This window comes from Paenibacillus sp. YPG26 (assembly GCF_023704175.1).
In the GTDB taxonomy this organism is placed as follows: domain Bacteria; phylum Bacillota; class Bacilli; order Paenibacillales; family Paenibacillaceae; genus Fontibacillus.
Genome location: NZ_CP084530.1, coordinates 867,997 through 889,994, shown reverse-complemented (window position 1 = coordinate 889,994; position 21,998 = coordinate 867,997). Strand labels below are relative to the sequence as shown.

General features: G+C 50.4%; 22 protein-coding genes. 10 read left to right on the top strand and 12 right to left on the bottom strand.

What is annotated here, in order from left to right:
- Positions 1-68 precede the first annotated feature (68 nt).
- Together LDO05_RS04015 and LDO05_RS04010 are read left to right on the top strand one after the other, a co-directional pair.
- Complete coding sequence (locus tag LDO05_RS04015) at positions 69-245, top strand: hypothetical protein (protein WP_251377628.1); 177 nt, start codon at positions 69-71, stop codon at positions 243-245.
- A gap of 193 nt (positions 246-438) precedes the next feature.
- The gene (locus LDO05_RS04010) at positions 439-765 is read left to right on the top strand and encodes a hypothetical protein (RefSeq protein ID WP_251377627.1); all 327 of its coding nucleotides are present in this window, start codon (positions 439-441) and stop codon (positions 763-765) included.
- A gap of 117 nt (positions 766-882) precedes the next feature.
- On the opposite strand, the gene LDO05_RS04005 is transcribed toward LDO05_RS04010, so the two are convergent.
- The 4 genes from LDO05_RS04005 to LDO05_RS03990 all read right to left on the bottom strand — a co-directional run bounded on the left by LDO05_RS04005 (position 883) and on the right by LDO05_RS03990 (position 5,554).
- Positions 883-1,989, bottom strand: a complete 1,107-nt coding sequence (locus LDO05_RS04005) for a Ger(x)C family spore germination protein (protein WP_251377626.1) — start codon at positions 1,987-1,989, stop codon at positions 883-885.
- Positions 1,982-3,079, bottom strand: a complete 1,098-nt coding sequence (locus LDO05_RS04000) for a GerAB/ArcD/ProY family transporter (RefSeq protein ID WP_251377625.1) — start codon at positions 3,077-3,079, stop codon at positions 1,982-1,984. Before LDO05_RS04000 ends, LDO05_RS04005 begins: the two co-directional genes overlap by 8 nt.
- A complete protein-coding gene (locus LDO05_RS03995; RefSeq protein ID WP_251377624.1) occupies positions 3,072-4,445 on the bottom strand; it encodes a spore germination protein in 1,374 nt (457 codons plus the stop codon). Before LDO05_RS03995 ends, LDO05_RS04000 begins: the two co-directional genes overlap by 8 nt.
- Positions 4,446-4,567: 122 nt before the next feature.
- Complete coding sequence (locus LDO05_RS03990; RefSeq protein ID WP_251377623.1) at positions 4,568-5,554, bottom strand: GGDEF domain-containing protein; 987 nt, start codon at positions 5,552-5,554, stop codon at positions 4,568-4,570.
- Positions 5,555-5,745: 191 nt separating this feature from the next.
- Here LDO05_RS03990 and LDO05_RS03985 point away from each other — a divergent pair, with 191 nt between their 5' ends.
- From LDO05_RS03985 to LDO05_RS03975, 3 genes are all read left to right on the top strand, one after another.
- Positions 5,746-6,447, top strand: coding sequence for a peptidylprolyl isomerase (locus tag LDO05_RS03985; protein WP_251377622.1), 702 nt, complete (start codon positions 5,746-5,748; stop codon positions 6,445-6,447).
- A gap of 139 nt (positions 6,448-6,586) precedes the next feature.
- Entirely contained in the window at positions 6,587-8,671 is a 2,085-nt protein-coding gene (locus LDO05_RS03980) for a class I SAM-dependent methyltransferase (protein WP_251377621.1), read from the top strand.
- Entirely contained in the window at positions 8,664-8,879 is a 216-nt protein-coding gene (locus LDO05_RS03975) for a hypothetical protein (protein WP_251377620.1), read from the top strand. Before LDO05_RS03980 ends, LDO05_RS03975 begins: the two co-directional genes overlap by 8 nt.
- Before the next feature lie 13 nt (positions 8,880-8,892).
- On the opposite strand, the gene cyoD is transcribed toward LDO05_RS03975, so the two are convergent.
- From cyoD to LDO05_RS03950, 5 genes are all read right to left on the bottom strand, one after another.
- Complete coding sequence (cyoD, locus tag LDO05_RS03970; protein WP_251377619.1) at positions 8,893-9,225, bottom strand: cytochrome o ubiquinol oxidase subunit IV; 333 nt, start codon at positions 9,223-9,225, stop codon at positions 8,893-8,895.
- Position 9,226: 1 nt separating this feature from the next.
- On the bottom strand, positions 9,227-9,832 hold the full coding sequence (cyoC, locus tag LDO05_RS03965) for a cytochrome o ubiquinol oxidase subunit III (RefSeq protein ID WP_251377618.1): 606 nt from the start codon (positions 9,830-9,832) through the stop codon (positions 9,227-9,229).
- Positions 9,832-11,814 (bottom strand): cbb3-type cytochrome c oxidase subunit I, encoded by a 1,983-nt coding sequence (locus LDO05_RS03960; RefSeq protein ID WP_251377617.1) that lies wholly within the window; start codon positions 11,812-11,814, stop codon positions 9,832-9,834. The genes cyoC and LDO05_RS03960 overlap by 1 nt, the downstream gene beginning before the upstream one ends.
- Before the next feature lie 24 nt (positions 11,815-11,838).
- On the bottom strand, positions 11,839-12,756 hold the full coding sequence (locus LDO05_RS03955; protein ID WP_251377616.1) for a ubiquinol oxidase subunit II: 918 nt from the start codon (positions 12,754-12,756) through the stop codon (positions 11,839-11,841).
- A 282-nt stretch (positions 12,757-13,038) separates the two neighbouring features.
- A complete protein-coding gene (locus LDO05_RS03950) occupies positions 13,039-13,299 on the bottom strand; it encodes a hypothetical protein (protein ID WP_251377615.1) in 261 nt (86 codons plus the stop codon).
- Between the two features lie 238 nt (positions 13,300-13,537).
- On the opposite strand from LDO05_RS03950, the gene LDO05_RS03945 reads away from it, so the two are divergent.
- Both LDO05_RS03945 and LDO05_RS03940 read left to right on the top strand, forming a co-directional pair.
- Positions 13,538-14,317 (top strand): threonine/serine exporter family protein, encoded by a 780-nt coding sequence (locus LDO05_RS03945; protein ID WP_346657615.1) that lies wholly within the window; start codon positions 13,538-13,540, stop codon positions 14,315-14,317.
- A gap of 27 nt (positions 14,318-14,344) precedes the next feature.
- Positions 14,345-14,764, top strand: a complete 420-nt coding sequence (locus LDO05_RS03940) for a threonine/serine exporter family protein (protein ID WP_251378598.1) — start codon at positions 14,345-14,347, stop codon at positions 14,762-14,764.
- Positions 14,765-14,767: 3 nt separating this feature from the next.
- Here the strand turns inward: LDO05_RS03940 and LDO05_RS03935 are convergent, their stop codons facing one another.
- The gene (locus tag LDO05_RS03935; RefSeq protein ID WP_251377614.1) at positions 14,768-16,381 is read right to left on the bottom strand and encodes an S-layer homology domain-containing protein; all 1,614 of its coding nucleotides are present in this window, start codon (positions 16,379-16,381) and stop codon (positions 14,768-14,770) included.
- A gap of 193 nt (positions 16,382-16,574) precedes the next feature.
- Between LDO05_RS03935 and LDO05_RS03930 the strand changes: the two genes are divergently transcribed.
- The 3 genes from LDO05_RS03930 (at position 16,575) to LDO05_RS03920 (ending at position 20,261) form a co-directional block, all read left to right on the top strand.
- Positions 16,575-18,296, top strand: a complete 1,722-nt coding sequence (locus LDO05_RS03930) for a DUF2339 domain-containing protein (RefSeq protein WP_251377613.1) — start codon at positions 16,575-16,577, stop codon at positions 18,294-18,296.
- A 107-nt stretch (positions 18,297-18,403) separates the two neighbouring features.
- Entirely contained in the window at positions 18,404-19,381 is a 978-nt protein-coding gene (locus tag LDO05_RS03925) for an aldo/keto reductase (RefSeq protein ID WP_251377612.1), read from the top strand.
- Positions 19,382-19,466: 85 nt separating this feature from the next.
- Positions 19,467-20,261 (top strand): SDR family oxidoreductase, encoded by a 795-nt coding sequence (locus LDO05_RS03920; protein WP_251377611.1) that lies wholly within the window; start codon positions 19,467-19,469, stop codon positions 20,259-20,261.
- Positions 20,262-20,373: 112 nt separating this feature from the next.
- Here LDO05_RS03920 and LDO05_RS03915 read toward each other — a convergent pair whose 3' ends face one another.
- A complete protein-coding gene (locus tag LDO05_RS03915) occupies positions 20,374-20,985 on the bottom strand; it encodes an alpha/beta hydrolase (protein ID WP_251377610.1) in 612 nt (203 codons plus the stop codon).
- A complete protein-coding gene (locus LDO05_RS03910) occupies positions 20,982-21,932 on the bottom strand; it encodes a ring-cleaving dioxygenase (protein ID WP_251377609.1) in 951 nt (316 codons plus the stop codon). The genes LDO05_RS03915 and LDO05_RS03910 overlap by 4 nt, the downstream gene beginning before the upstream one ends.
- Positions 21,933-21,998 lie beyond the last annotated feature (66 nt).

Below are 21,998 nucleotides of genomic sequence, written 5' to 3'. Positions count from 1 at the left end.
CTATTTGTGTTTATTAATTATCAATAGCGTTCGCAGGCATGTGTAAATGGACAAAGGAGGAAGTTAAAATGATGAATCCCCAGGAGCGTACAGAAGTAAGCAATGTGGAAGTGGAGAGAAGGGACATTCAGCATAAATCCGATTCCAGCTTGGTAGCTTCAACTTTCATCAAATACGCTGCTTACATTATTCTGTTCTTTGGATTTCTCTATTTCCTCGTTAAGTACGTGTTCCCTAAATTTTAAGCTTCCAGTCTAAGTTATACCCCGGAGAGCCTGGCTCTCCGGGGTATTGTTCGTTAGGGACCTCTCCTCAAGTGCCATGTATCGGGAATATGCTTATGGCATGCCTGTTCATGGTCATTCGTTTGGAATAAGCCTGTTTGGGGTAAGCTCCAAGTAGACCCTAATCTAGTGTATATTGAAGGAGGACACGGCTATGGATCGTGACGACAATACATTGAACCTAAATCGCGGGGACCAGGAATTTGAGCAGTACAAGATTCTGGCAGATTATAGTCCAGAGAACGACATTCCTGTTGATGACCTGCTCCCTCATGACACGCGGAGTACTCAGAGCTTGAGCGCTTATAGTGAGGAGAGAACGGATTCATATCCAGATCCGGCTCTGGATACTCCTCTTGAGGACGTGCCCGATGCGGACGCCATAGAGAAGAACAGCCCGGTTGATCCGGCGGCCCCGCCCGAGATTATTATGCACGGTATGGATCTCATCAACGGATATGACGGCGGTGACGAGGAATAGAAATGGCAAATAGCCATCAGCGTCCATTGTGGAAGCCATGGCTATTTGTAAGAAGCATACGGTTGGGGTCCTCCCTCAAGATTGTAGTAGAATCTGTAGGGAGGACCCCATTTTGTCTTATCGAATGGTACCCGTAAATTTGATCTTCACGTCACTTTTTACACGAAACTCAAGACGCTCGTTAAGATCCTCCCAGTCCTTCTGCTCTGTAGAATTATTCCAGTGCGTAGCATAATAGTGCAGCCCCCAGCCCAAGGGGTCGCATTTGCTCTGGTGTATCTTGGAGAGGGCCCGCTTCACACGTTCACTTAGCTGTTCCCCCGCCGCCTCGGATAACCCGTCTAGCAGCCCTGCAGTAAATCTCACACCGTTCTGACTCTCCTCTATCTCGGCTGAGATTTTAATTCTATACTCGATATAAGATGTACTATTCTTAGGGGTAATGATCTTATACTTCGCTCTGGAACCCTCTATATTGTAAGCATATTTAAGCCCCTCATAATCCACGTTAAAAGAGGTCTTGAGGTTCTTCGTTTTGAGTAAGTTATAAATTCTCGTCTCCTCTGGCTCTAATACGGCTATGGCTTTACTTTTGTCGAACATGTAGGATTTGTTGATTAAAAACTCGTTTTCACTTTTCTTTTCAACCAGAGCCAGAATAGGATCCACTCCAATCTCATCAACGCGTCTCTGCAGAATATAGGAGAAAGCCGGGGGAACAATAAAAGGTGATTCTGTCCCCTCCTTGCTTAAGGCAAGCAGAATCGAATTCGCGGGAATACGCTCCGTTACCGGCTGCACATTAAGCACCTCTTTCGCTGAAGGCTTGGCTACCGCGGTATAGATGGTAAGCTGGAGATCCCTTCTGCGCATCAGCCAGTCTATAGACTGCAGGATGTTCTTACGGGCATACTTCTCTCCAAAGAGTATGGCCTTGCAGTGGCCAAAATCAAGCTCTTTATCCGTTCTTGATTTCATCTCACGGATCGTCTCGGCTAAGGTGTCCCCTTCCTGTGTCATGATCTGAACCTGCTGCTCTGCTTTCTTGGGGTCTCCCTGCGGAACAGCGATCTTCAAAGTAACATTCAGCTTGTCCGGATTGCTCTCCGATTCATCGATGCCCACAGCGATAACAAACAGCTTAAGATCAATATCCTTGAATTTGCAGCCTTGGAGTGGCAGAAGCAGCAGCAGAGCCAGCAGGCAGCACACCGTTCTATTCACGTTTCTTAGCCCTCCTCCTCTTGTGAGCCAGATAGAGACTGAATATAAGAATCATTTCCGCGATAAGACGGCCATCCAGATACAAGAGTCCCGCGCGATCCCGGACAAATTGATTGGTATTCATCAGGATCAAGGCAGCAGCACAGAACGCAAGAATCATCCACCATTCCGGGTCAATCTTCCGCTTCTTCTTCTCTTTAGTAGTAAATAAGCCCTTGAACATCTCCAAAGCCACATGCCAGTGTATGATGGAACTCACCAGCGACAACGTCAAATAGGTAAAGTAGAAAAAGAAGAGCACCCGTTCAATAATGAAGTTCTTCGTGCGAAGCACATCCGCCGTAGAGAACCAAGGATACACATGTCTCTCCACATTTATCGTTCCTTGATAACCAATCGGTATAAATACCGTAACAACCAAAGTCAAAAAGCCGAAAATGCCAATCAGCCAAAGTTGCCTTATCCGGACCTTGTCGAACACCCGGTTGAACACAGCCAGGTTAAGATACCCGGTAAATATGAAGGTAGCCTGTGCGATTGCTCCGTATGAAGGTGCTTTGAGCGAATAGGTGATTACCTGCATGACCGCATCCCAGCTGAACATGGGATTCAGGAGCGCTTTGAACAAGACGTAAATGATGATAGGCACATTAATAACGATCAGTACTTCCAGCCCGTACAGGATCGATTCTGAGGTTAGACGGATCGCCAGACAGACGACTACCAGAAAGCCAACCATAATCAAGAGCGGGGATACGTCGCTTGTAATATACCTCATCGTCACATCAACAAATGCAACCAAGGTAATCAGTCCGGCGAAATACCAGAATAGCGTATGTCCAAAAAGCATGACCTTGGACACAAGCCGCGGAAAGTTCGCATTAAGAATCTCCGGCAGCCCTTCACCCGGGAATTTATTCATCATCTTCACACACAAATACATAAGCGTTAATCCGATGGGAACAGAGACTACAATGGCCATCGCCGCTCCGTTAAAGCGCTGGGCAATTAAGCCCCGCGGCACGAAATTAATAACATTAATCAAAGCATTAATGAGAAAGAGATAGTAAATGTATTTGTTCTTAACCATTCTCTCTCTCCCTTTGCACCTTGTTCGTTCTAATTCTATCAAGTGCATATATCTTGAAATAAGGCTGCCCGAAGCTCCTCAGACTGGACAGGTACATAATCACACTAACTAATCCAAGCACAATCCCGAGGAGGCCATATATCGTAGCCAGGAAAATAAACGGGTATTTGATTACCCGGATGGTAAATCCCATCATATTCATAGGAATAACAAAGTTGGAGATCGCAACTGCCGAGACAAGAATAATCATTATATTACTGACCAGCCCGGCTTCCGTAGCCGCTGTCCCCAGGATTAGCCCTCCAACCGTAGTGGCTGTAGGGCCGATGGCTTTAGGCAGCCGCAAGCTCGCCTCGGTCAGGAACTCCATCATCAGCAGCATAATTAATACCTCGATATAGGAGGGATAGGGAACGGTAGCCCTGCTGCCCGCCACTAACAGCGCAATCTGCACTTTCCAAACCTCCGGGTTGTACGAAGTGAAGGCGACATAGAGTCCAGGAATTAACACGGTAAGAATGAGTCCCAGATAGCGGATTCCCTTCAGGAACCACCCGACTGGAAGCACCTGAAGCTTGTCATCCATCGCTGTGAAGAAGTCACTAAATACTGCGGGAAGGATAACCACAAAGCCCGCTGTGTCCACAATAAGGATTATTTTCCCTTCCGAAATGTTGAAGACAGCCCGGTCTGGCCGCTCAGTTACAATGGTTGTCGGGAACAAGCGGTATTTATTGCCCGACAGATACTTGTCGAGTTCAGCCGCAGCCTGGAGAATATCAATGTTGATTCCGTCAAGACATTTTTTAAGTTCTTTGAGCACCTGGGGATCTACCCGTGTCTCGTCATACATGATCGCGATCTTGGTCTTCGATTTATGACCGACTGTGGTTGTCTCTGCCTTAAGATCACCCGACTGGTAACGACGCCGGATCAAGTTCATATTGACATCCATACTCTCATTGAAGGAATCGGATGGACCCTGAACGATAACCTCTGTCTGCGCCTCTGCTACTGGCCCTGCTTCCGCACGAACCGCATCGAACAGGTACAGCGTGCCCTCATTGAAGAAGATAGCTATATAACCATTAAGGAGCAGTTCAAGTGCTTCCTTGGCGTCTTGACTTGACTTGCTTCCTGGGAAGGAGGCGATGTACTTCTCATAGACACCCTCCTCTTCCATTTCATAATAAGGGCGGATTATATACTGGTTCACCACCTTGGAGTCGGATACACTCCGCAAATACATGAGGTTCACCTGTTGATCAGAGTTGCCCAGGCTGCGCTGCTCCACATCCGAGCTCTTCGACAGCTTCTCCTGGAACCACTTTAGAAGGCTGTCCTGCTCCTTCTTGCTGCTCCGCATCCTAATTCCCTCCTGCCCTCTCGTAATTCCATTTCACTTATGGTTCACTTATTTTGGCACAAAGGGCAGCAAACCATACAAAAAAAAGGAAGAATGCCAACTTTGGCATTCTTCCTGTAAGGTTACGCACTCATTAGACAGACTTGATTCCGTCCTGCTTGTTTGGCAGCGTATAATGCCTGGTCTGCCTTCTCGAACAGCTGCCCCGGTTCAATTTCAGGATAGGCTGAAGCACCAATGGACACAGTTACACGGATGCTCTCTCCTTCAGGCAGGACAAAGACGTGATTCTCCACGTTTCTCCTTAATCTCTCTGCTGCCTCTCCGGCTGCACCGGCCCCGCAATCGTCCAGGATAACCACAAATTCCTCCCCTCCCTTACGGGCAATATAATCTCCAGGATGATACGTGTCCCGAAGCACATTCGCCAGCTGGGAAAGAACGGCATCTCCTGCCGCATGCCCATATGTATCATTCACCCGCTTGAAATGATCGATATCTACGACAAGCAGGGAGAACACCTCCGGTTCACTATAGCTGGCTTCTACTTTAGAATCGAAATAGGCTTTAAACGCCCTGGGGTTATGCAGTCCTGTAAGGAAATCCCGATGCGCAGCCTCCTTCATCCTATGAAGCAGCTCATCCGACCGCTTTAAGTACCGCAGCAGGTAGTAGGTGAATGTGCCGGCCAAAGTGAACAGCAGGGAGAATGGAACAAGCACTCCGGATACATTTCCATGTAAGGTTAGATAGAAAGTAACAAGGGCCAGAATGAGCGACAATGCCAGGACAAGGATCCCTTTCCGCGCTTTGAATTTCCGCTGAGACGGCATCAGCCATACGGCCACCAGAAAGGTCGCAATCGCATTCAAAGCTCCAAATATGGAAGCCGAGCTTAGTCCGTGCAGAAAGAACAGCCTGTATACCGCTATGATGAGCATCGTCCAGAAGCCAGACACGGCTCCGCCCAGGTATACGGACACGATAATAGCGAGCTGGCGGAAATCCGCCACAACCAGGTTGTTGATCGGGAATGAGAAATGCATAAGCAGCAACCCGAACAGCCCAAGGACAGCTCCGCTAATGAACAGATTCAGATTCGAACTCACTCTTCCTATCAGGAAGCGGTTCCGGACCATGTTTCCAAAGAAAAGAAATGTGGTTAGCAGTGTAAAATTGTTAATGAGTTTCTCTAACATAGAAGGTACCTCGCATACGCCATGATGTTGAATCATTTCTAACTTATAATTAAAAAAGGTATAATAGATCTAGACAAAACATAAAGGAGACTCATAATACCATGTATAATGTCATCAAAACCCGGCCGATTCTCATCATTATGGTGATGATGTTCGTCCTAATCCTCTCCGCCTGCGGGGCCAAGAAAAATGCCGCCGATACTGGATCCCAGGCTGCTCAATCCGGGGATGCAGCGGGCACGGCCAGCGAGAGCTTGCAGGACAAGATCGCGAACAAGGACAGCAAGAATCCGGTCGTGACCATCGAGATGGACAGCGGCAAGACCATTAAAGTAGAGCTCTATCCCAAAGTGGCTCCCAACACGGTGAATAACTTCATCTCACTGGTTAACAAGGGCTTCTACGATGGGACTATCTTCCACCGGGTCATTCCCGGCTTCATGATTCAAGGCGGAGACCCTGAAGGCACTGGTGCCGGCGGACCCGGCTATGATATCAAGGGTGAATTCACCCAGAACAATTTCCAAAATGACCTCAAGCATACCCGCGGCGTCATATCCATGGCCAGAACCAAGATGCCGGATACAGCGGGCTCCCAGTTCTTCATCATGGCAGCCGATTACCCTAGCCTGGATGGTCTGTATGCTTCTTTTGGTAAAGTCACCGAGGGGCTCGAGGTTGTCGATGAAATCGTGAATCAGCCCCGGGGTGCAAATGATGCTCCCAACACCAAACAGGTGATGAAGAAGCTTACCGTAGAGACGTTCGGTATTACTTACAAAGAGCCGGAGACGATCAAATAACGATCAGCTCATCACAGACAGGCCGGGAAGCATACATCCCGCGCCTGTCTTTTGTTATAATTTGATACGATATAAGACAGGATTTAAAAACGTCATAACTTCATCTTATAATATATAACCTGCAGAGGAGAATCTACCCATGCTTGCATCCCTTTCGGCGATTGCCGCTTATCGTGAAGGTCAGGAACCCGATTCAATCCATAACGAGTGGCTCAGCTATATCGTTACCGCAGAACAGACCGTATTCAATCTGGAGCGTATCCACTCTTTTCGTGAACTGGATGATGTGAACCCGGTACTCGACTATGTTGAGCGGACACTGCTTATTCTGGACAAGCTGGACGTATCCTTTTGGATCAGAGAGATCATAGAAGAAGTGCTCATCTGGTCCGAGGTGGCCAAGGGAGGAACACGCCGTCAGCGCAAGCTCTGGCAGAAGCAGGGTATAAATCTGTTTGTACATAATATCGGCTCGGCGCAGCTATATCTTGAGAAGAATCGTTCAGCGGCCCGGCGCGAACGCTTCAGAGTTATCCATACTCTGATTGCCACACACGGACTGATTGGCCAACAGCTGCGGGGCGAGGTTCCTTTTACAGAGAATGAACCCCTGCAGGAATTAATGAAATCAGGTCTGCTCTCCCCCGATGAGCTCGTTAACATTCTACTTCCACTTAACCACTGTATCATCGCTGGAGTATCCGTAGATTTATGGGATTCGATCAAGGATAACGTTGAAGAGTTGATTGGACAAATCGCTTACCACACCTATCCAGGGGAGCCAGTCATACTCGATCGGCTGAAGTTGTTAAGAACCCATTCCATTCGCAAAGGGGAACGTTTCAACCCGGAAATCGACCAGATCCAGGAGCATATTGATCTTGAGAAACAGCTGGCTCCGTTGAAGCAGCAGACGCTGTGGTACGTGGAGTCAGCTCTCCAGGAATTCTCGCTGGAAGAATTCATCAAAGTTCTCCTTCTCGCTGTCCGGCATGGGAATACAGGCCAGCCGGTTCGTCATATCAGCTTCGAGAAGCTGATGAACCTGATGTATTACGACTATAAAGGCACTAAGAAAATAAATGTATACAAGAAACGGATAATTGAGAAGTATCTGCTGGGTCTGTCCTGGGAAATGATTCTGGGAGGACAAGATATAGCTAGTCCTCATCTCAAGCATACCCTTCAGCAGCATCCGGAGCTTCCCGACACCTTGTTCTTCACCTTCGAATTCTCACCTGCAGCAGAGAAGCTGATTGAATTCTGTATGGAAGCAGAGAAGTCTCCTCTCTATGAGAAAGCGGTTCTCATGCTGTTCGATCTGTTCGAGCTTCGAAGGGACGCTTATGACCGTTTTCATAACGAAGAGGATTACCTGAGCGACATGAATCAGACAGCTGATTACAAGAAGGTTATTCTGGACTATATTGCCGGGAACAGAGCAATTGATATTGGTCCTGGCGGGGGTGTGATGCTGGATCTGATTGAACTGGAACTCCCTCATATTCAGGCCACGGGTATTGATATCTCCGCCAATGTGATCGAAGCCCTGGAACGTAAGAAGCAGCTGGAGGGGCATACCTGGAATGTGCAGAAAGGAGATGCGCTCAATCTCTCAAGCTACTTGAACCCGGGTCAGGCAGATACGATTATTTTCTCCTCCATTCTTCATGAGATGTATTCGTATATAGAGTTTGAAGGAAGGAGATTCAATCACCATACCATCGCGGCCGCCCTGCTCAGTGCCTTTGAGATCCTCCCCTCTGGAGGAAGAATCATCATCCGGGACGGCATTATGACTGAGCCGGGTACACTCAGACGGCGCATCCGCTTTCTGGAGGCAGACGGGCTGGAGTGGCTCCGGAGGTATAAGAACGATTTTGCCGGGCGAACGATTCAATTTGAAGTCTGCGGTGAACAGGAAGTGTTAATGCCAGTTAACGATGCTATGGAGTTCCTCTATACCTACACCTGGGGAGAGGAGGCCTATGTCCACGAAGTACAGGAGCAGTTCGGCTACTTCACGCCGGGCGAATATGCAGATTTCATTCGGGCTGCCTTGGGGGATTCCGCTCTGATTATCGAGAACCGCCATTTTCTCCAGGAAGGCTATACGGAAGCCCTGCAGGAGAGGGTCCTATTTATGGACGAACAAGGCATTCCGGTACCACTTCCAGACAGCACCTGCCTAATTGTGATTGAGAAAGTGAAGGAACATGGGTGACCCGCACACCCGCATGGGCTGCTTCAGAATTGAACTTATACATCCCGTGATTAGCTTCGGGCTTACAGGTCATCTGCTAAGCCAACTCAAAAAAAGGGAATGCCCCACCGCCGCTTGGCTGATGGGACATTCCCTTCTTGTATTCAATCCGATGAGCATGACACATGGCGCCTTCCCGCCCTGCGCTGCGATCGGATTCGTTGTATAGAGCTGTGTGCTTACTATTGCATTGTAGAGTTGAAGGACATGATCCAGATTGAACCCGCCACCACTGTGAATACAATAATAATCCCGACAATCAAGGTCATGACATTCCATCTTGGCTTCTCGCCTTCACGGATATGCATGAAGAAGAAGAGCTGAACGATAAGCTGAAGTACTGCCATAATCATAATTGTAATGAAGGTCTGGGTTTTGTTAAGCAGGCCATTCATGACAATAACGAGCGGTATGATTGTCAGTACGATGGAGAAAATAAAACCGATCACATAAGACTTCAGTGAACCGTGTCCCTCAGCAGAGGCGTGTTCATGTCCTGTATTATGCTGACTCATCTTACATCACCCCCATCAGATATACGACGGTGAAGACGAAGATCCAGATGACATCCAAGAAGTGCCAATACAAGCTGAGATTCGTTACTTTGCGGGTAGTCACTTCAGTAATGCCCCTGCGGGACAACTGAATCATGAGCGCTATCATCCATACAAGACCGATCATGACGTGAAGACCGTGTGTACCCACCAGCGTGTAGAAGGCAGACAGGAATGCATTACTGGAAATCTTGTGACCTTCCTCAACCAGAACTACGAACTCGTGAAGCTCCAAGCCGATAAAGGCAGCGCCCAGTACCGCGGTTACAGCCAGCCAGGCAATCAACTGCTTCACTTTGCCTTTGTGCAAGGCAAGCATAGCAAGACCGCTTGTGAAGCTGCTTGTAAGCAGGATAAAGGTCTCTGCGATAACGCCTGGCATTTCAAACAACTCTTTGGCACCAGGTCCGCCGTTCGTATGCGTATGAAGCACCGCATAACAGGCGAACAATGTGCCGAATATCAAGATATCGGTAACGATGAAGATCCAGAAGCCAAGCACCTTCAAGGACTCGTGACTCTCGTGGGCTTCATGCGCGTGGGAATGCTCTGTTGTCGCGTGTGCCATTAAACGGTCCTCCCTCTTAAAGCTGCTTCAGTGCGCTCAATTTCATCAACCGGAATGTAATAATCCGTATCGTACGAGAAGGAACGGGCGAGCATACATCCCGCAACTCCAACAAGACCCGGAATCGCCATCCACATCCAATCGAATACAAATCCAAATCCGGCAATGAACCAGAATACCGACATGATGAACGGTATCGCCGAGTTCTTCGGCATATGAATAGGTTCAAGCTTGACAGGCGCCGGCTTAATGCCTTTGGCTCTGTCTTCCTTGACTTTCCACCAAGCGTCATCCGTAGTTACATGCGGTTCTACCGCAAAGTTATACATTGGCGCAGGAGATGGAATTGACCACTCGAGCGTACGTCCTCCCCATGGATCCCCGGTAAGGTCGCGCTCGCCTTTGCGGATACTGTAGCTGATCTGCCATACCTGGAAGATGAACCCGATCCCCATCAGGAACGCACCTACTGTAGATACAAGGTTAAGCGGCGCCCAGCCAAGATCCCAGCCTGTGTCTGATCCGTAAGTGTACAGACGACGGGTCATACCCATGAAGCCGAGTGCGTACTGCGGCATGAAGCATACATAGAAGCCAATGTTCCACATCCAGAACGCCCATTTACCAAGACGGTCGTCCAGCTTGAATCCGAACACCTTCGGCCACCAGTAGTACATCCCTGCAAGATAACCGAATACAACGCCCCCGATCAGCACTTGGTGGAAGTGGGCGATCAGGAAGTAGCTGTTGTGATATTGGTAGTCGGCCGGAGCTACAGCCAGCATGACACCGGTTGCCCCACCCACAACGAAGCATGGGATGAAGCCAAGGGTCCACAGCATCGGCTGTGAAATGGTAATCCGTCCCCGGAACATGGTGAACAGCCAGTTGAACACTTTAACCCCTGTTGGTATACCGATAACCATCGTCGAGATGGCAAAGAATACGTTAACGTTCGCACTGGAACCCATTGTGAAGAAGTGGTGGGCCCAAGTGAAGAAGGAGACAATACTGATCAGCATCATGGAGAAGACCATCGATTTATAACCAAATATCTTCTTCTTGGAGAAGGTGGCGACCACCTCAGAGAAGATACCGAAGGCCGGAATAACCACGATATATACTTCCGGGTGACCCCACATCCAGATCAGGTTGACGTACAGCATCGGGTTGCCGCCCAGATCCATGGTGAAGAAGTGAGCGCCCAGGAACCTGTCCAGGAAGAGAAGCGCCAGCGTAACGGTCAGAATCGGGAATGCAAAGATGATCATGATCGAGCTGGAAAGTACAGACCAGGAGAACAGCGGCATCTTCATCATTTTCATACCCGGTGCACGCATCTTCAAGATGGTTACCAGGAAGTTAATCCCGGTTGCCAGGGAACCGATACCTGAAATCTGTATCCCCCATATATAGAAGTTCTGCCCGACACCCGGGCTATGGGACAGTTCGGAGAGCGGCGGATAGCTGAGCCATCCCGCATCTGGTGAACCCCCGATAACAAAGGACAAGTTGAACAGCATGGCTCCCATAAGGAACAACCAGAAGCTCAGGGAGTTCAGGAACGGATAAGCTACGTCCCTGGCGCCCAGCTGTAAAGGCACAACCAGGTTGAACAAAGCGAACATCAGCGGCATCGCCATGAACAGGATCATGATCGTACCGTGTGTTGTAAATACAGCGTTGTAGTGATCTGCCTGCAGGAACTTCATGTTTGGCAGAGCAAGCTGTGTACGCATCAGCAGCGCATCGACCCCGCCGCGGAAAAGCATAAGCAGTGAAGCAATGAGATACATGATACCAATTTTTTTGTGATCGACGGTAGTGATCCACTCCCGCCAAAGCCACGTCCACTTCTTGAAATACGTCAGTACAAAGACGATCGCGATACTCGTCAGTACGATGGCTACATCCGCACCATAAATCAGCGGATCACCGGTGACGAAAAAAGTGGAGGCGAACTCTTTAATATTTTCCCACATTACGTTACCCTCTTTCGCCTATCATTATGGTCTTGTCGAACCGTTATAACTTCCGGAATTCAAGCCATCCGAGTGCTTCATATAGATACCGCCATTCTTATCAACGATTTCGGTATACAATTCATCCGGATAAGATGAGAAGAATTCCTGTTTGGCCGTGCTCGGTTTCGCCAACTGAGTGTAACCCTCTTTGGTTAACTCTGGCGAGGAGGCTTTGACCTCTTTCACCCATTCATTGAATTCTGCCTGAGGCTTCGACTCCACCTCGAACTGCATGTGGGCGAAGTCCCTACCGCTAAAGTTGGCCCCGGAGCCGAAATATTTGCCTGGTTTGTCTGCCTGCAGCCACAGCTGCATAGCCATACCCGGCATGGAATATTCCTGACCACCGAGCTGCGGAATCCAGAAGGAGTTCATCGGCGCATCCGAAGTCAGCTGGAACCTGATCGGAACACCTGCAGGAATCTGCACATAGTTAACAGTCGCAATCTTCTGATCCGGGTATTGGAACAGCCATTTCCAGTCCAGTGAAGTCACCTGGATGGTAATCGGATTGGAGTCTGTTACCGGGGGCTTGGCAAGCTTATACGTATCGCGCGCTGTGAAGATACTGAGCACGATAATAATAAGAATTGGAATCCCCCACCAAATGGTCTCCAGCAGCTTGCTGTCATTCCATTCTGGTTGATAAGGCGCATCATTGTCTGGAGTATCCCGGTACTTCCACACAATGTAGACCATGAGTACAATCACTGGAATCACGACGGCCATACATATAAGTCCTGTTAGAATGATCAGCTTTTGCTGAACTTCAGCCACAGGTCCTTTCGGATCAAGCACGATGAACTTATCCCATCCGAGAGCTACAGACACTGCGATGATCACAGCATAGCTCAAGACCAGAATCGTGAGCAGTTTCCAGCCGGTCCGCTTGCTTTTCATTTTCCCATCACCTCTTCATCAGGTACAGAATGAACCGATGGATACCACAGGTTCAAGCTGTACTTATTAATATAAATACCCATACAGATCAAAGCTGTTTCAGTTTATCAGATTGCATGTGAGATTTGTCACGTTTTAACGAAATCGTCATAAATTCCTTTCCATTTGCAGACATTATTTTCACGAAGTGTTCACAACTATTAATATGGACGCAAAAAAACCCTTTAAGACATTCGTCTAAAGGGTTTTTTAATAAATTTCCGTTCTATAGCAAGAACTCATTTAGTCATTAGTCTTGTGCGAATTGGATTGAACCAGATAAATCGAGGTTCCAATCGTATACACGAATACACTGGCGATCATGGCACCGAGGCCGCCCATCAAGGCCATATTGCGGTCATTGAACTCAGAGAGATTGAAGAGACAGAGCACAACACCGAATGCAAGGAGCGCCCAGGATATTACAGTCATATAAAAGGCAACGGTATAGCCATCGTCTTTCATTTTCTGGACTTTACTGAAAGGATATACTTTAGCTGACATGTTCATCACTCCTGATTAAATGTTGAAAGGGCTTGCTTTAAATTAAGTATACCACAATCCGCTACAAAATGTTCATAATTTGTTCAAATTATTTTTATAAATTTGTCACAATTATAACTTGTGCAGCTTCATTATCACTTACCCTTTCCCCTTCAAGCTAAACATGCCGCCGTCTGTCTCCCCATGATATAATAGGTTCGTTCAAATCGAGTTACAGGCCAAGAAGGAGTAGATCCATATGGAGCATAACCCGGATTCCTCTGAATCCTTAGCCACAGCTGATGTGGACACAGCTACCAGTTTGTGTCTGCTCGCCGGCAAAATCATGCTGCAAAGCGGAGCCGAAACATCCCGTGTGGAAGACACGATGACACGTATGGCCGCAAGTCTTGGCATCCCTCTATCGCATAGCTATGTAACACCGACCGGGATTATATTCCAAGCGGGAAGCGAGGCTTCCTCCAAGCTGATCCGGATTGCTGAACGGACCACGGATCTGCAGAAGGTGACGGCTGTGAACAGTGTCTCCCGCAGGCTCACGAATGGAACAATCCAGGCAGCTGAGGCCAAGCAGGAGCTGCTGGGAATAGATCGAGCCGCACACGCTTTTCCCGTATGGGTCTTGATCGCCGCAGCCTCCATTGCCAGCGCCAGCTTCACGATCATGTTCCAAGGTGACTGGAGGGATCTGATCCCCTCGTTCATTAGCGGCGGGATCGGGTACTCCGCCGTGGTTTATTTCCACAGACTGGTCAAGGTCAAGTTCTTCGCCGAATTGTTCGCCGCCTTCCTTGTTGGCCTGGTCTCCATGCTGCTGGTTCAGTCAGGAATTGGCGCCCAGCTTGACAAGATCATTATCGGCTCTGTGATGCCCCTCGTTCCCGGCCTGCTGATCACAAATGCGGTTAGGGATTTGATGGCCGGCCATTTGGTATCCGGTCTCTCGCGCGGAGCGGAAGCATTTCTGACCGCCTTCGCTATCGGGACAGGCATCGCTGTCCTGTTTATATTTTTCTAATCATGAAAGAGGTCATCTGATATGGTTATGGCAGCCCAGCTGGTCGTCAGCTTCATCGCATCCGCTGCGTTCACAATATTGTTCAACGCGCCCAAGCGCTCCCTGCTCCAATGCGGCTTGACCGGCATGCTGAGCTGGTTCATCTATCTGATGGTGCAGCCGCGCTCAGGTCCTGTGCTGGCTTCCCTCTGCGCATCTGCGGTGGTGGGGATGCTCAGCCTGTTTTTTGCCCGATTCTATAAGATGCCTCTCATCATCTTCAGTGTTGCCGGCATTATACCTCTTGTCCCCGGTGGTCTCGCTTATGATTCCATGCGCCAATTCGTGGAGAATGATTATACTGCAGCCGTCCAGCTGGCTGCTGAAGCCTTTCTTATCTCAGGCGCCATAGCAATGGGGCTTATTCTATCCGAGGTATTGAATCAAGTGCTCCGTAGAGGGAAGTAATCCTCAGAAAGCGTACCCGCTGAACCGGTTTGCATTTCGCAGAGCCGGCCAGACATCCGCGCTCTCACTGTTCACATACCAATACGCGAAGCCTGCGACCCTGCGGCTTGCGCCCATTGCATATTTCCTTGACAGGGAACGTCCGTCCTCCATCCAGATCCGGTGGCGCACGGCTCCCGATGTATACTCGGCAGTGTACTGCTGAATCCCCCCGTTCCATTTAGGGCGAAGACCATATTGTGCAACCAGTCTATTCTGCTGGATCAAAGTCAGCTCTGCCGAGGAGACCGCCGCCCCGTTCCTATTCAGAGACCAATCCCGTGTATATAAAGGAAGGGCCAGAATAACTTTTCCCGCAGGGACAACCGCAACAAGCCGGTCAAGCCCTCTCTGCAGCCAAGGCAGCGAAGAGACTGAACCTGCTGTGCTTCCCCCTCCCCAATGCTCATCATATCCCATCAGCACCATGTAGTCCGCCGCAGCTCCCAGTGCCGCGTAATCAAAGGCTTCCGTCCAGTCGGTCCCGAGATCCGGCGAGACACAGACGGAGAGCACCGCCTCCTCTTGATGAAGACGTACCGCCAAATTCCGCACGAACGAGGTCAAGGCTGCTCTGTCCGAAGGATAGACATTCTCGAAGTCCAGATTGATCCCGTCCAGACTGTAGTTCCGAACCAGATCCCCGATCAGCTTGATTGCGGCAGCTGACCTTGCCTGGTCTGTGAGGATATAATGTGTGGCATCCGCATCAAACCGGTTGCCCACCATCGGCCACACCTGCCTGTTATGCTCCTGGGCCCAGCTGATAAGGGACCGGTCGACCGCCTGACCGACCGTCCCGTTCTTCTCCAGAAAGAGCCAACGCGGAGACAGCGTATTCACGTTCGATTTCAGCACACTTTGCTCATACTGGGCGGTGGTCTGGCCATACTGCCAGCCCAGCTGGATACCCGCTGCAGGCATCCCGTTAATCTTGGAAGACCAATCACGGGTCTCAAGAACCCTTGCCATCAACACCGCCGTCTCCTGGCGTGTAATCGGATCATTTGGCCGGAACTCCCCTCCGTCTCCCTGCATCAGACCCAGCTGCTGTACCTTGGCGATCGACGGCACAGCCCAGCTGGCCATCTTCCCCCGATCACTGAATGCTGGCGCAACACTCACCTCGTTATTCTGCTGCTTCAAGGCGCGAACGAGCCATACCGCCGCCTCTTGACGGGTTAAAGGCTGTTCAGGAGCAAATACAGCTGGCGATGTCCCTTCGGTTATTCCGAGATTGACACCTGCCTGCACTGTACCGTAATACCACCTGCTGGCAGGCACATCCGCGAATGCGGCAACAGACCCCTGAACCGGTTCAAGCTTAAGCAGCCTAATTAGCGCGGTCAGGCTCTCCGCCCGCGTAATCGGCCTGTCCGGAGAGAACAGAGTCTGAGATGTTCCTTTCATGATCCCTTTGTTATATAGACTAGCAATCTCGTAAGTTCCATAAGCACCGCCGAGGTCCGTAAATGGAAGATTCTCTGCGCTGGCAGAGACCTTGCCCTGTACACCCAGCACACCGCTTAATATACCAATGACCAACAATACCGCCATTCCCGCTTTTGCCTGCCTCACCTTAGTCCACCTCTTCTGATTAACTGTCGAACCCCGCAATACTATCAGAAAAGACTAGCTCTATCGACACGAAAATATTGGCAGGCAGCGCGCATGCGCGGATAACCGGTTCCCGATTCGTGGTATACTATTACCAAATTTATGAAGAGTCAGCAACACAGTTGTACGGCAACTTATAGGAGGTGCCTGAGTTTTGGATATTCAACACCGGGTTGATGAGCTGGAGAAGAAAGTGCTGCACCTGGAGAGGCAGCTTGAACAGCTGCGGCAAGAACAGAGCAAGACCCAGAAAGTGAGGCCCTTCCCGGGGTCACGACAAGAACGCAGAGTTCCCCCGGATGATCAAGGCCGTGAACCGGTACAGGGACCTGTTCATTCCCAAGTCCCGAAACCCCGGGTTGACTGGGAACATTTAATTGCCCGAATCTGGCTGCCCAGAGTATTTGTGCTTGTTCTGCTGCTGGGCATCCTGTGGGGCTTCAATGCCGCAGTAAGCTCGGGAATCCTTACTGAACCTGTCCGCTGTATGCTGGGACTCGCGGCGGCTGCACTTCTGTTCTGGTACGGGGAGATTCAGTTCCGTCACAAACGTCAGGCGCTCGGCCAGGTTCTTCAGGGCGGCTCTATCGCCATTCTGATGCTCACACTGTTCGCGGCCCACATGCTATATGAATTGATTCCGGCCCCGCATTCATTCGTACTATATATTCTATCTATAGGGGCTGGCGTCTTCACGGCCATCCGGCACAGGTCTCAGGTGTTGATCATGATTACCTTGGTCGGCGGTTATCTGATTCCTTTCCTGATCCGCTCGGAGGTTCCCGACGCCTGGATCTTCGCCGGGTATGAGGCGCTGTTCTCGGTGGCGATCATGATTATCGCTGTCCTGTATTCCTTCCGTACCGCTTACTTCACAGCTTTCTTCATGCTTCATATTCCTTTGTTCGCCTTGTACCTGGGCTCAGACATAGAGTCCATTCGTTATGCCTACTTAGCCGCCTTGATTTTTCAATATGCAGGATTATATATCCTCTCATTCCTGAAATCGTCCGCGAGGGTCAGCGGCAACCCCTTTCTGTTATTCACCGGGTTCGCCCTGCTCTCTGGCTGGACTTCTCTCCTGTTCTATGGAGATGAATCGGCCATATACGGGATTGTGATTGGTGTCTGGGCATTGATTTACAGCATAACTGCACTCTGGAACTTTGTATGGCACAAAGACTTCACAATCTACACCAGCATCGCCTGCTTCGCCTGGTTCCTCTGGCTCTTCGACCTGCTGCATGCAGCCAGTCTCGCCGCCGCCCTGATCGCTCAAGGGACTGTGGCCCTTCTGCTCGGTATGAAGCCCCTCCGGACTCTGCAGCTTGTAACGGGCGGACTGATCTACGCGACGGGACTATTGCTGCTGTTGCTGCATCCCATACCGGAGATCATTTCTATGGAGACTGCCGGCTGGATCGTACTGCTAGGTTCTACAGCTCTGATCGCAAGTGTGCTGAAGCGCCTGCCGGAGCTGCCTTACTTGCTGTTAAAGCGGCAGGTGTGGAACTGGTCTGGGCCGATTCTGCTCCTGATATTCATCACTCAAATTAATGGTGTTCTTACACGTGAGCTGAGCTTTGACACCAGGCACCTTATTCTGTCTGCCATATGGGCGCTGTATGCCGTAGCCATGATCGTCTCAGGCATCCTGCTGAAGAAGCGCAGCGCAAGGCTGGCCGGCATCTTCTTCCTGTTCCTGACACTGGCCAAAGTGATCTATATCGACCTTCCAGGCGTAACCTTGGCCATCCGGGCTGTCCTGTTCATGGGTCTCGGAGCGGTTGGAATTGCAGCATCACGATTGCTGTACAGACGAACGCCCAAGGATCACGGCGACCAAGCTGGCACCCAGGATCATTCCCCTATCTAGAACATAGTGTTGAAGCAAGACCTTCCAATCTCTGTGCTTTCTTGAAAGGCTTCTCATCAAGCTGTATCGTTAGAAGCATCAACATCTGAACAACATGGAGGTAACTTATGAGAATTATGCCGCTTGAGAAAAGAGGAATATCAACGAGCCGCCTTATTCTGGGCTGTATGCCTTTTGGCGGGGAATGGAGCGATGCGCCAATTACCCGGGAGCATGTGCTTGAGGCTGAGAAGGCAGTGGATGCCGCACTATCTATTGGCATATCCATGTTCGACCATGCTGATATCTATACCTGCGGCAAGGCTGAACAGACCTTCGGCAGGATTCTGCAAGCCAGACCGGGCATGCGTGAGCAGATTGTCATTCAGTCCAAGTGTGGAATCCGCTTCGCGAATGGCGATGTTCCTGGCCGCTACGACTTCTCCAGAGAACATATTCTGGAGTCTGTGAATGAAATTCTCCAGAGACTGAGCACTGATTATCTGGATGTACTGCTTCTTCACCGCCCTGACCCGCTCATGGAGCCGGATGAAGTCGCCGAGGCTTTCGGCAAGCTGAAATCCTCGGGCAAGGTACGCTACTTCGGGGTCTCTAACATGAATGCAGCCCAGATCCGTTTCTTGGAGCAGGCTCTTCCGGAACCCTTGGTCGTGAACCAGCTGGAGCTCAGTCTGGAGCGGCTCGATTTCCTGGATGAAGGTGTCCATGTGAACCAGAAAGCCGGAACCTCCGTGGGCTTCTCCGAAGGTCTGATGGAGTTCTGCCAATCGAATCATATCCAGATTCAAGCCTGGGGTCCTCTTGCCCAAGGCAAGTTCTCGGGACGTCCGCTGGAAGATCAGCCGGAGAACATCAGAGCGACCGCGGTCCTTGTTCAGCAAATGGCCCGGTATAAAGGCACCACCCCAGAAGCTATCGTACTCGGATGGCTCATGAGACATCCTGCCAAGATTCAGCCCGTGATCGGCACTGTCAATCCCGAGCGCATTCGCGCCTGCCGGGATGCCGAAAGCCAGTCAAGAATGATGACCCGTGATGAATGGTACAAGCTGTACGTCTCTTCGCGGGGAGTCAATCTGCCATAACTTGAGCCTGATTGATTCAGGCCAGGATAGGAGGGTATTTAAGTACTGTCTGTGAGTTCATAGAACAGTGCTAGGAGGGTACCCCATGCCAGAACAAAGGTTGAAAGATAAAGTTGCGGTTGTCACCGGAGGCGGCTCCGGTATCGGGAAAGCCACAGCTATCCGCTTCGCGGAGCACGGGGCCAAGGTGTATTTATTCGACCGGACCCATGACACCGCGGAGAAGACCAAGCGGATCATCGAGCAAGCAGGCGGAAGAGCCGAGGTTATTGAATGCGATATTTCGCAACCGGAGATGATTGAGCGGGGCTTCAAGCAGGTTGCTGACGAGTCCGGCGGCAAGCTGGATATTGTGTTCGCCAACGCGGGGATCAATGGCGCCATGGCTCCGATCGAGACGATGAGTATGGAAGATTGGGATCAGACGATGGATATTAACCTGCGGGGTACATTTGCCACTGTCAAATATGCCGTTCCTTACTTGAAAGAACACGGCGGGAGCGTGATTATCACGAGCTCCATTAACGGCAACCGCGTCTTCTCCGGTGTGGGCTTCTCGGCTTACGCCTCAACGAAGGCGGCTCAGGTTGCCTTCATGAAGATGGCCGCGCTGGAGCTTGCCCAGTTCAAAATCCGGGTTAATGCTATCTGTCCCGGCGCGATAGAGACCAATATTGATGAGAATACGTATCCTTCCGATGATCTTAAGGAAGTACAGATTCCAGTGGAATTCCCGGAAGGCGATCATCCACTTGCGGATAAGCCCGGTTCTCCTGAACAGGTATCCAATCTTGTGCTCTTCCTGGCAAGCAGCGAGTCCTCCCATGTCACGGGAACCGAGATCTATGTGGATGGAGCCGAATCCTTGCTGCGTGGGTAATCACAGCAACCAACCCGGCTGCACTCCCGGATCATGGATAGAGAACCACAAGAAGCTCTGATCAGACGATCAGAGCTTCTTCCTTATGGATATGAACCTGAGGGATACTGGCTTAAGACTTGAAGTTCCTCTGGTACCAAGCCGCCGCGGCGTTCACTTCTGTCTGGGTAAGCTGATGTCCCCGCTGCTCCCAATGGACCTCCACAGATGCCTGGGCCCCTGTCAGCAGGGAAGCCAGCTCTTCGGTCTCTTCTGGCGGACACATCATATCATTGGAGCCTGCGCCAATGAAGACGGGGAGCCCTGTTAAGTCGGGCAGCGGAATTCCCCGGCGGGGTACCATGGGATGATGGAGCACCGCTCCCCTTAGTGCGTTCGGATGGTGGAATAACAGACTGCCCGCAATGTTCGCTCCGTTAGAATAACCAACGGCTACGACATTACTCCGGTCGAATCCATACTGTGCCGAGGCTGTATTCAGGAAGCTGTTAAGCTCCTCAGTCCGGAAGATCAAATCTTCCTCATCGAATACGCCTTCCGCCAATCTGCGGAAGAATCTCGGCATGCCATTCTCCAGTACATTCCCCCGAACGCTTAAGTAAGAGGAAGTAGGATCTATCAGCCCTGCGAGAGGGACCAGATCCTGCTCGGTCCCCCCCGTTCCATGAAGCAGCAGCAGGGTTGGAGCAGCTGGATTTGTACCCTTTTTATATAAATGAATCATGCTTGATCCCCCTCCAGTACACGAACCTTGATAGGTAGAAGTCCCGCTTCAATCTCCGCCCGATTCGGCTCGAACCATTCCGGCAGCATCAGCTTCTCACCCAGTGCATCCGCCGGTTCATCGTTGTCAAAGCCTGGCGTATCCGTAGCTATTTCGAACAGAATGCCGCCCGCTTCACGGAAATATACGGCATTGAAATATTGGCGGTCCACGATTGGGGTAGGATTGAATCCGTGCTCAAGAACATGGGCTCTCCATTTGGCATGATCTTCATCGTCCGCAGCCCGCCAAGCGATATGGTGAATCGTACCGCTTCCGCCTCTTCCGGGTCTCACCGGCCCCGAATTAACGTCGATGATATTGCCCAGATTGCCATGAGACTGATAACGCACCCACCCGTCTTCTTCGCCCGTTCTAACCAGACCCATCACATTCTCCAGCAGATCCATCGTCTTAGCTGGGGCCATACTCAGAAGCTGTGCGCCGCCGAATCCCTTGATCGCCAGGTTCGCAGGGACACCGCCGAACGACCATTCGCTCTCCGGACCTTCCGCGCGTTCGACAATCTCAAGCTGCAGTCCGTCATAGTCTTTGAATTGGAGATAAGCCTCCGAGAATCTCTCCGTTCTCTCTGCCGGTACACCCAGGCGCTGCAGACGTTCCTGCCAGAAGGACAGCGATCCTGCCGGAACGGCAAAGGTCACGGTTCCCACCTGTCCGCCGCCTACGACGCCAAGACGGGATTCCGGCCAAGGGAAGAAGGTAATCGCTGTTCCCGGGCTGCCCATTTGGTTCCCGAAATATAAGTGGTAGACTTCCGGGGCATCAAAATTAATAGTCTGCTTCACCAATCTGAGTCCAAGCACCCCTGCGTAAAAGTCCACATTCTCCTGCGGATCCCGGACAAAAGCGGTGATATGGTGAATCCCTGCGGTTTTTTGTGTCATCGTGTACACGCTCCTCTATGATTATTTTATATTATCTTTAATTTAAGATATTGGATAAAAAAATTT

Bases quoted from the DNA above. Each gene is read 5' to 3' on its own strand.
- LDO05_RS04015 (WP_251377628.1), top strand. From the start codon at position 69: ATGATGAATCCCCAGGAGCGTACAGAAGTAAGCAATGTGGAAGTGGAG.
- LDO05_RS04010 (WP_251377627.1), top strand. From the start codon at position 439: ATGGATCGTGACGACAATACATTGAACCTAAATCGCGGGGACCAGGAA.
- LDO05_RS04000 (WP_251377625.1), bottom strand. From the start codon at position 3,079: ATGGTTAAGAACAAATACATTTACTATCTCTTTCTCATTAATGCTTTG.
- LDO05_RS03995 (WP_251377624.1), bottom strand. From the start codon at position 4,445: ATGCGGAGCAGCAAGAAGGAGCAGGACAGCCTTCTAAAGTGGTTCCAG.
- LDO05_RS03985 (WP_251377622.1), top strand. From the start codon at position 5,746: ATGTATAATGTCATCAAAACCCGGCCGATTCTCATCATTATGGTGATG.
- LDO05_RS03980 (WP_251377621.1), top strand. From the start codon at position 6,587: ATGCTTGCATCCCTTTCGGCGATTGCCGCTTATCGTGAAGGTCAGGAA.
- LDO05_RS03975 (WP_251377620.1), top strand. From the start codon at position 8,664: ATGGGTGACCCGCACACCCGCATGGGCTGCTTCAGAATTGAACTTATA.
- cyoD (WP_251377619.1), bottom strand. From the start codon at position 9,225: ATGAGTCAGCATAATACAGGACATGAACACGCCTCTGCTGAGGGACAC.
- cyoC (WP_251377618.1), bottom strand. From the start codon at position 9,832: ATGGCACACGCGACAACAGAGCATTCCCACGCGCATGAAGCCCACGAG.
- LDO05_RS03960 (WP_251377617.1), bottom strand. From the start codon at position 11,814: ATGTGGGAAAATATTAAAGAGTTCGCCTCCACTTTTTTCGTCACCGGT.
- LDO05_RS03955 (WP_251377616.1), bottom strand. From the start codon at position 12,756: ATGAAAAGCAAGCGGACCGGCTGGAAACTGCTCACGATTCTGGTCTTG.
- LDO05_RS03950 (WP_251377615.1), bottom strand. From the start codon at position 13,299: ATGTCAGCTAAAGTATATCCTTTCAGTAAAGTCCAGAAAATGAAAGAC.
- LDO05_RS03945 (WP_346657615.1), top strand. From the start codon at position 13,538: ATGGAGCATAACCCGGATTCCTCTGAATCCTTAGCCACAGCTGATGTG.
- LDO05_RS03940 (WP_251378598.1), top strand. From the start codon at position 14,345: ATGGCAGCCCAGCTGGTCGTCAGCTTCATCGCATCCGCTGCGTTCACA.
- LDO05_RS03925 (WP_251377612.1), top strand. From the start codon at position 18,404: ATGAGAATTATGCCGCTTGAGAAAAGAGGAATATCAACGAGCCGCCTT.
- LDO05_RS03920 (WP_251377611.1), top strand. From the start codon at position 19,467: ATGCCAGAACAAAGGTTGAAAGATAAAGTTGCGGTTGTCACCGGAGGC.
- LDO05_RS03915 (WP_251377610.1), bottom strand. From the start codon at position 20,985: ATGATTCATTTATATAAAAAGGGTACAAATCCAGCTGCTCCAACCCTG.
- LDO05_RS03910 (WP_251377609.1), bottom strand. From the start codon at position 21,932: ATGACACAAAAAACCGCAGGGATTCACCATATCACCGCTTTTGTCCGG.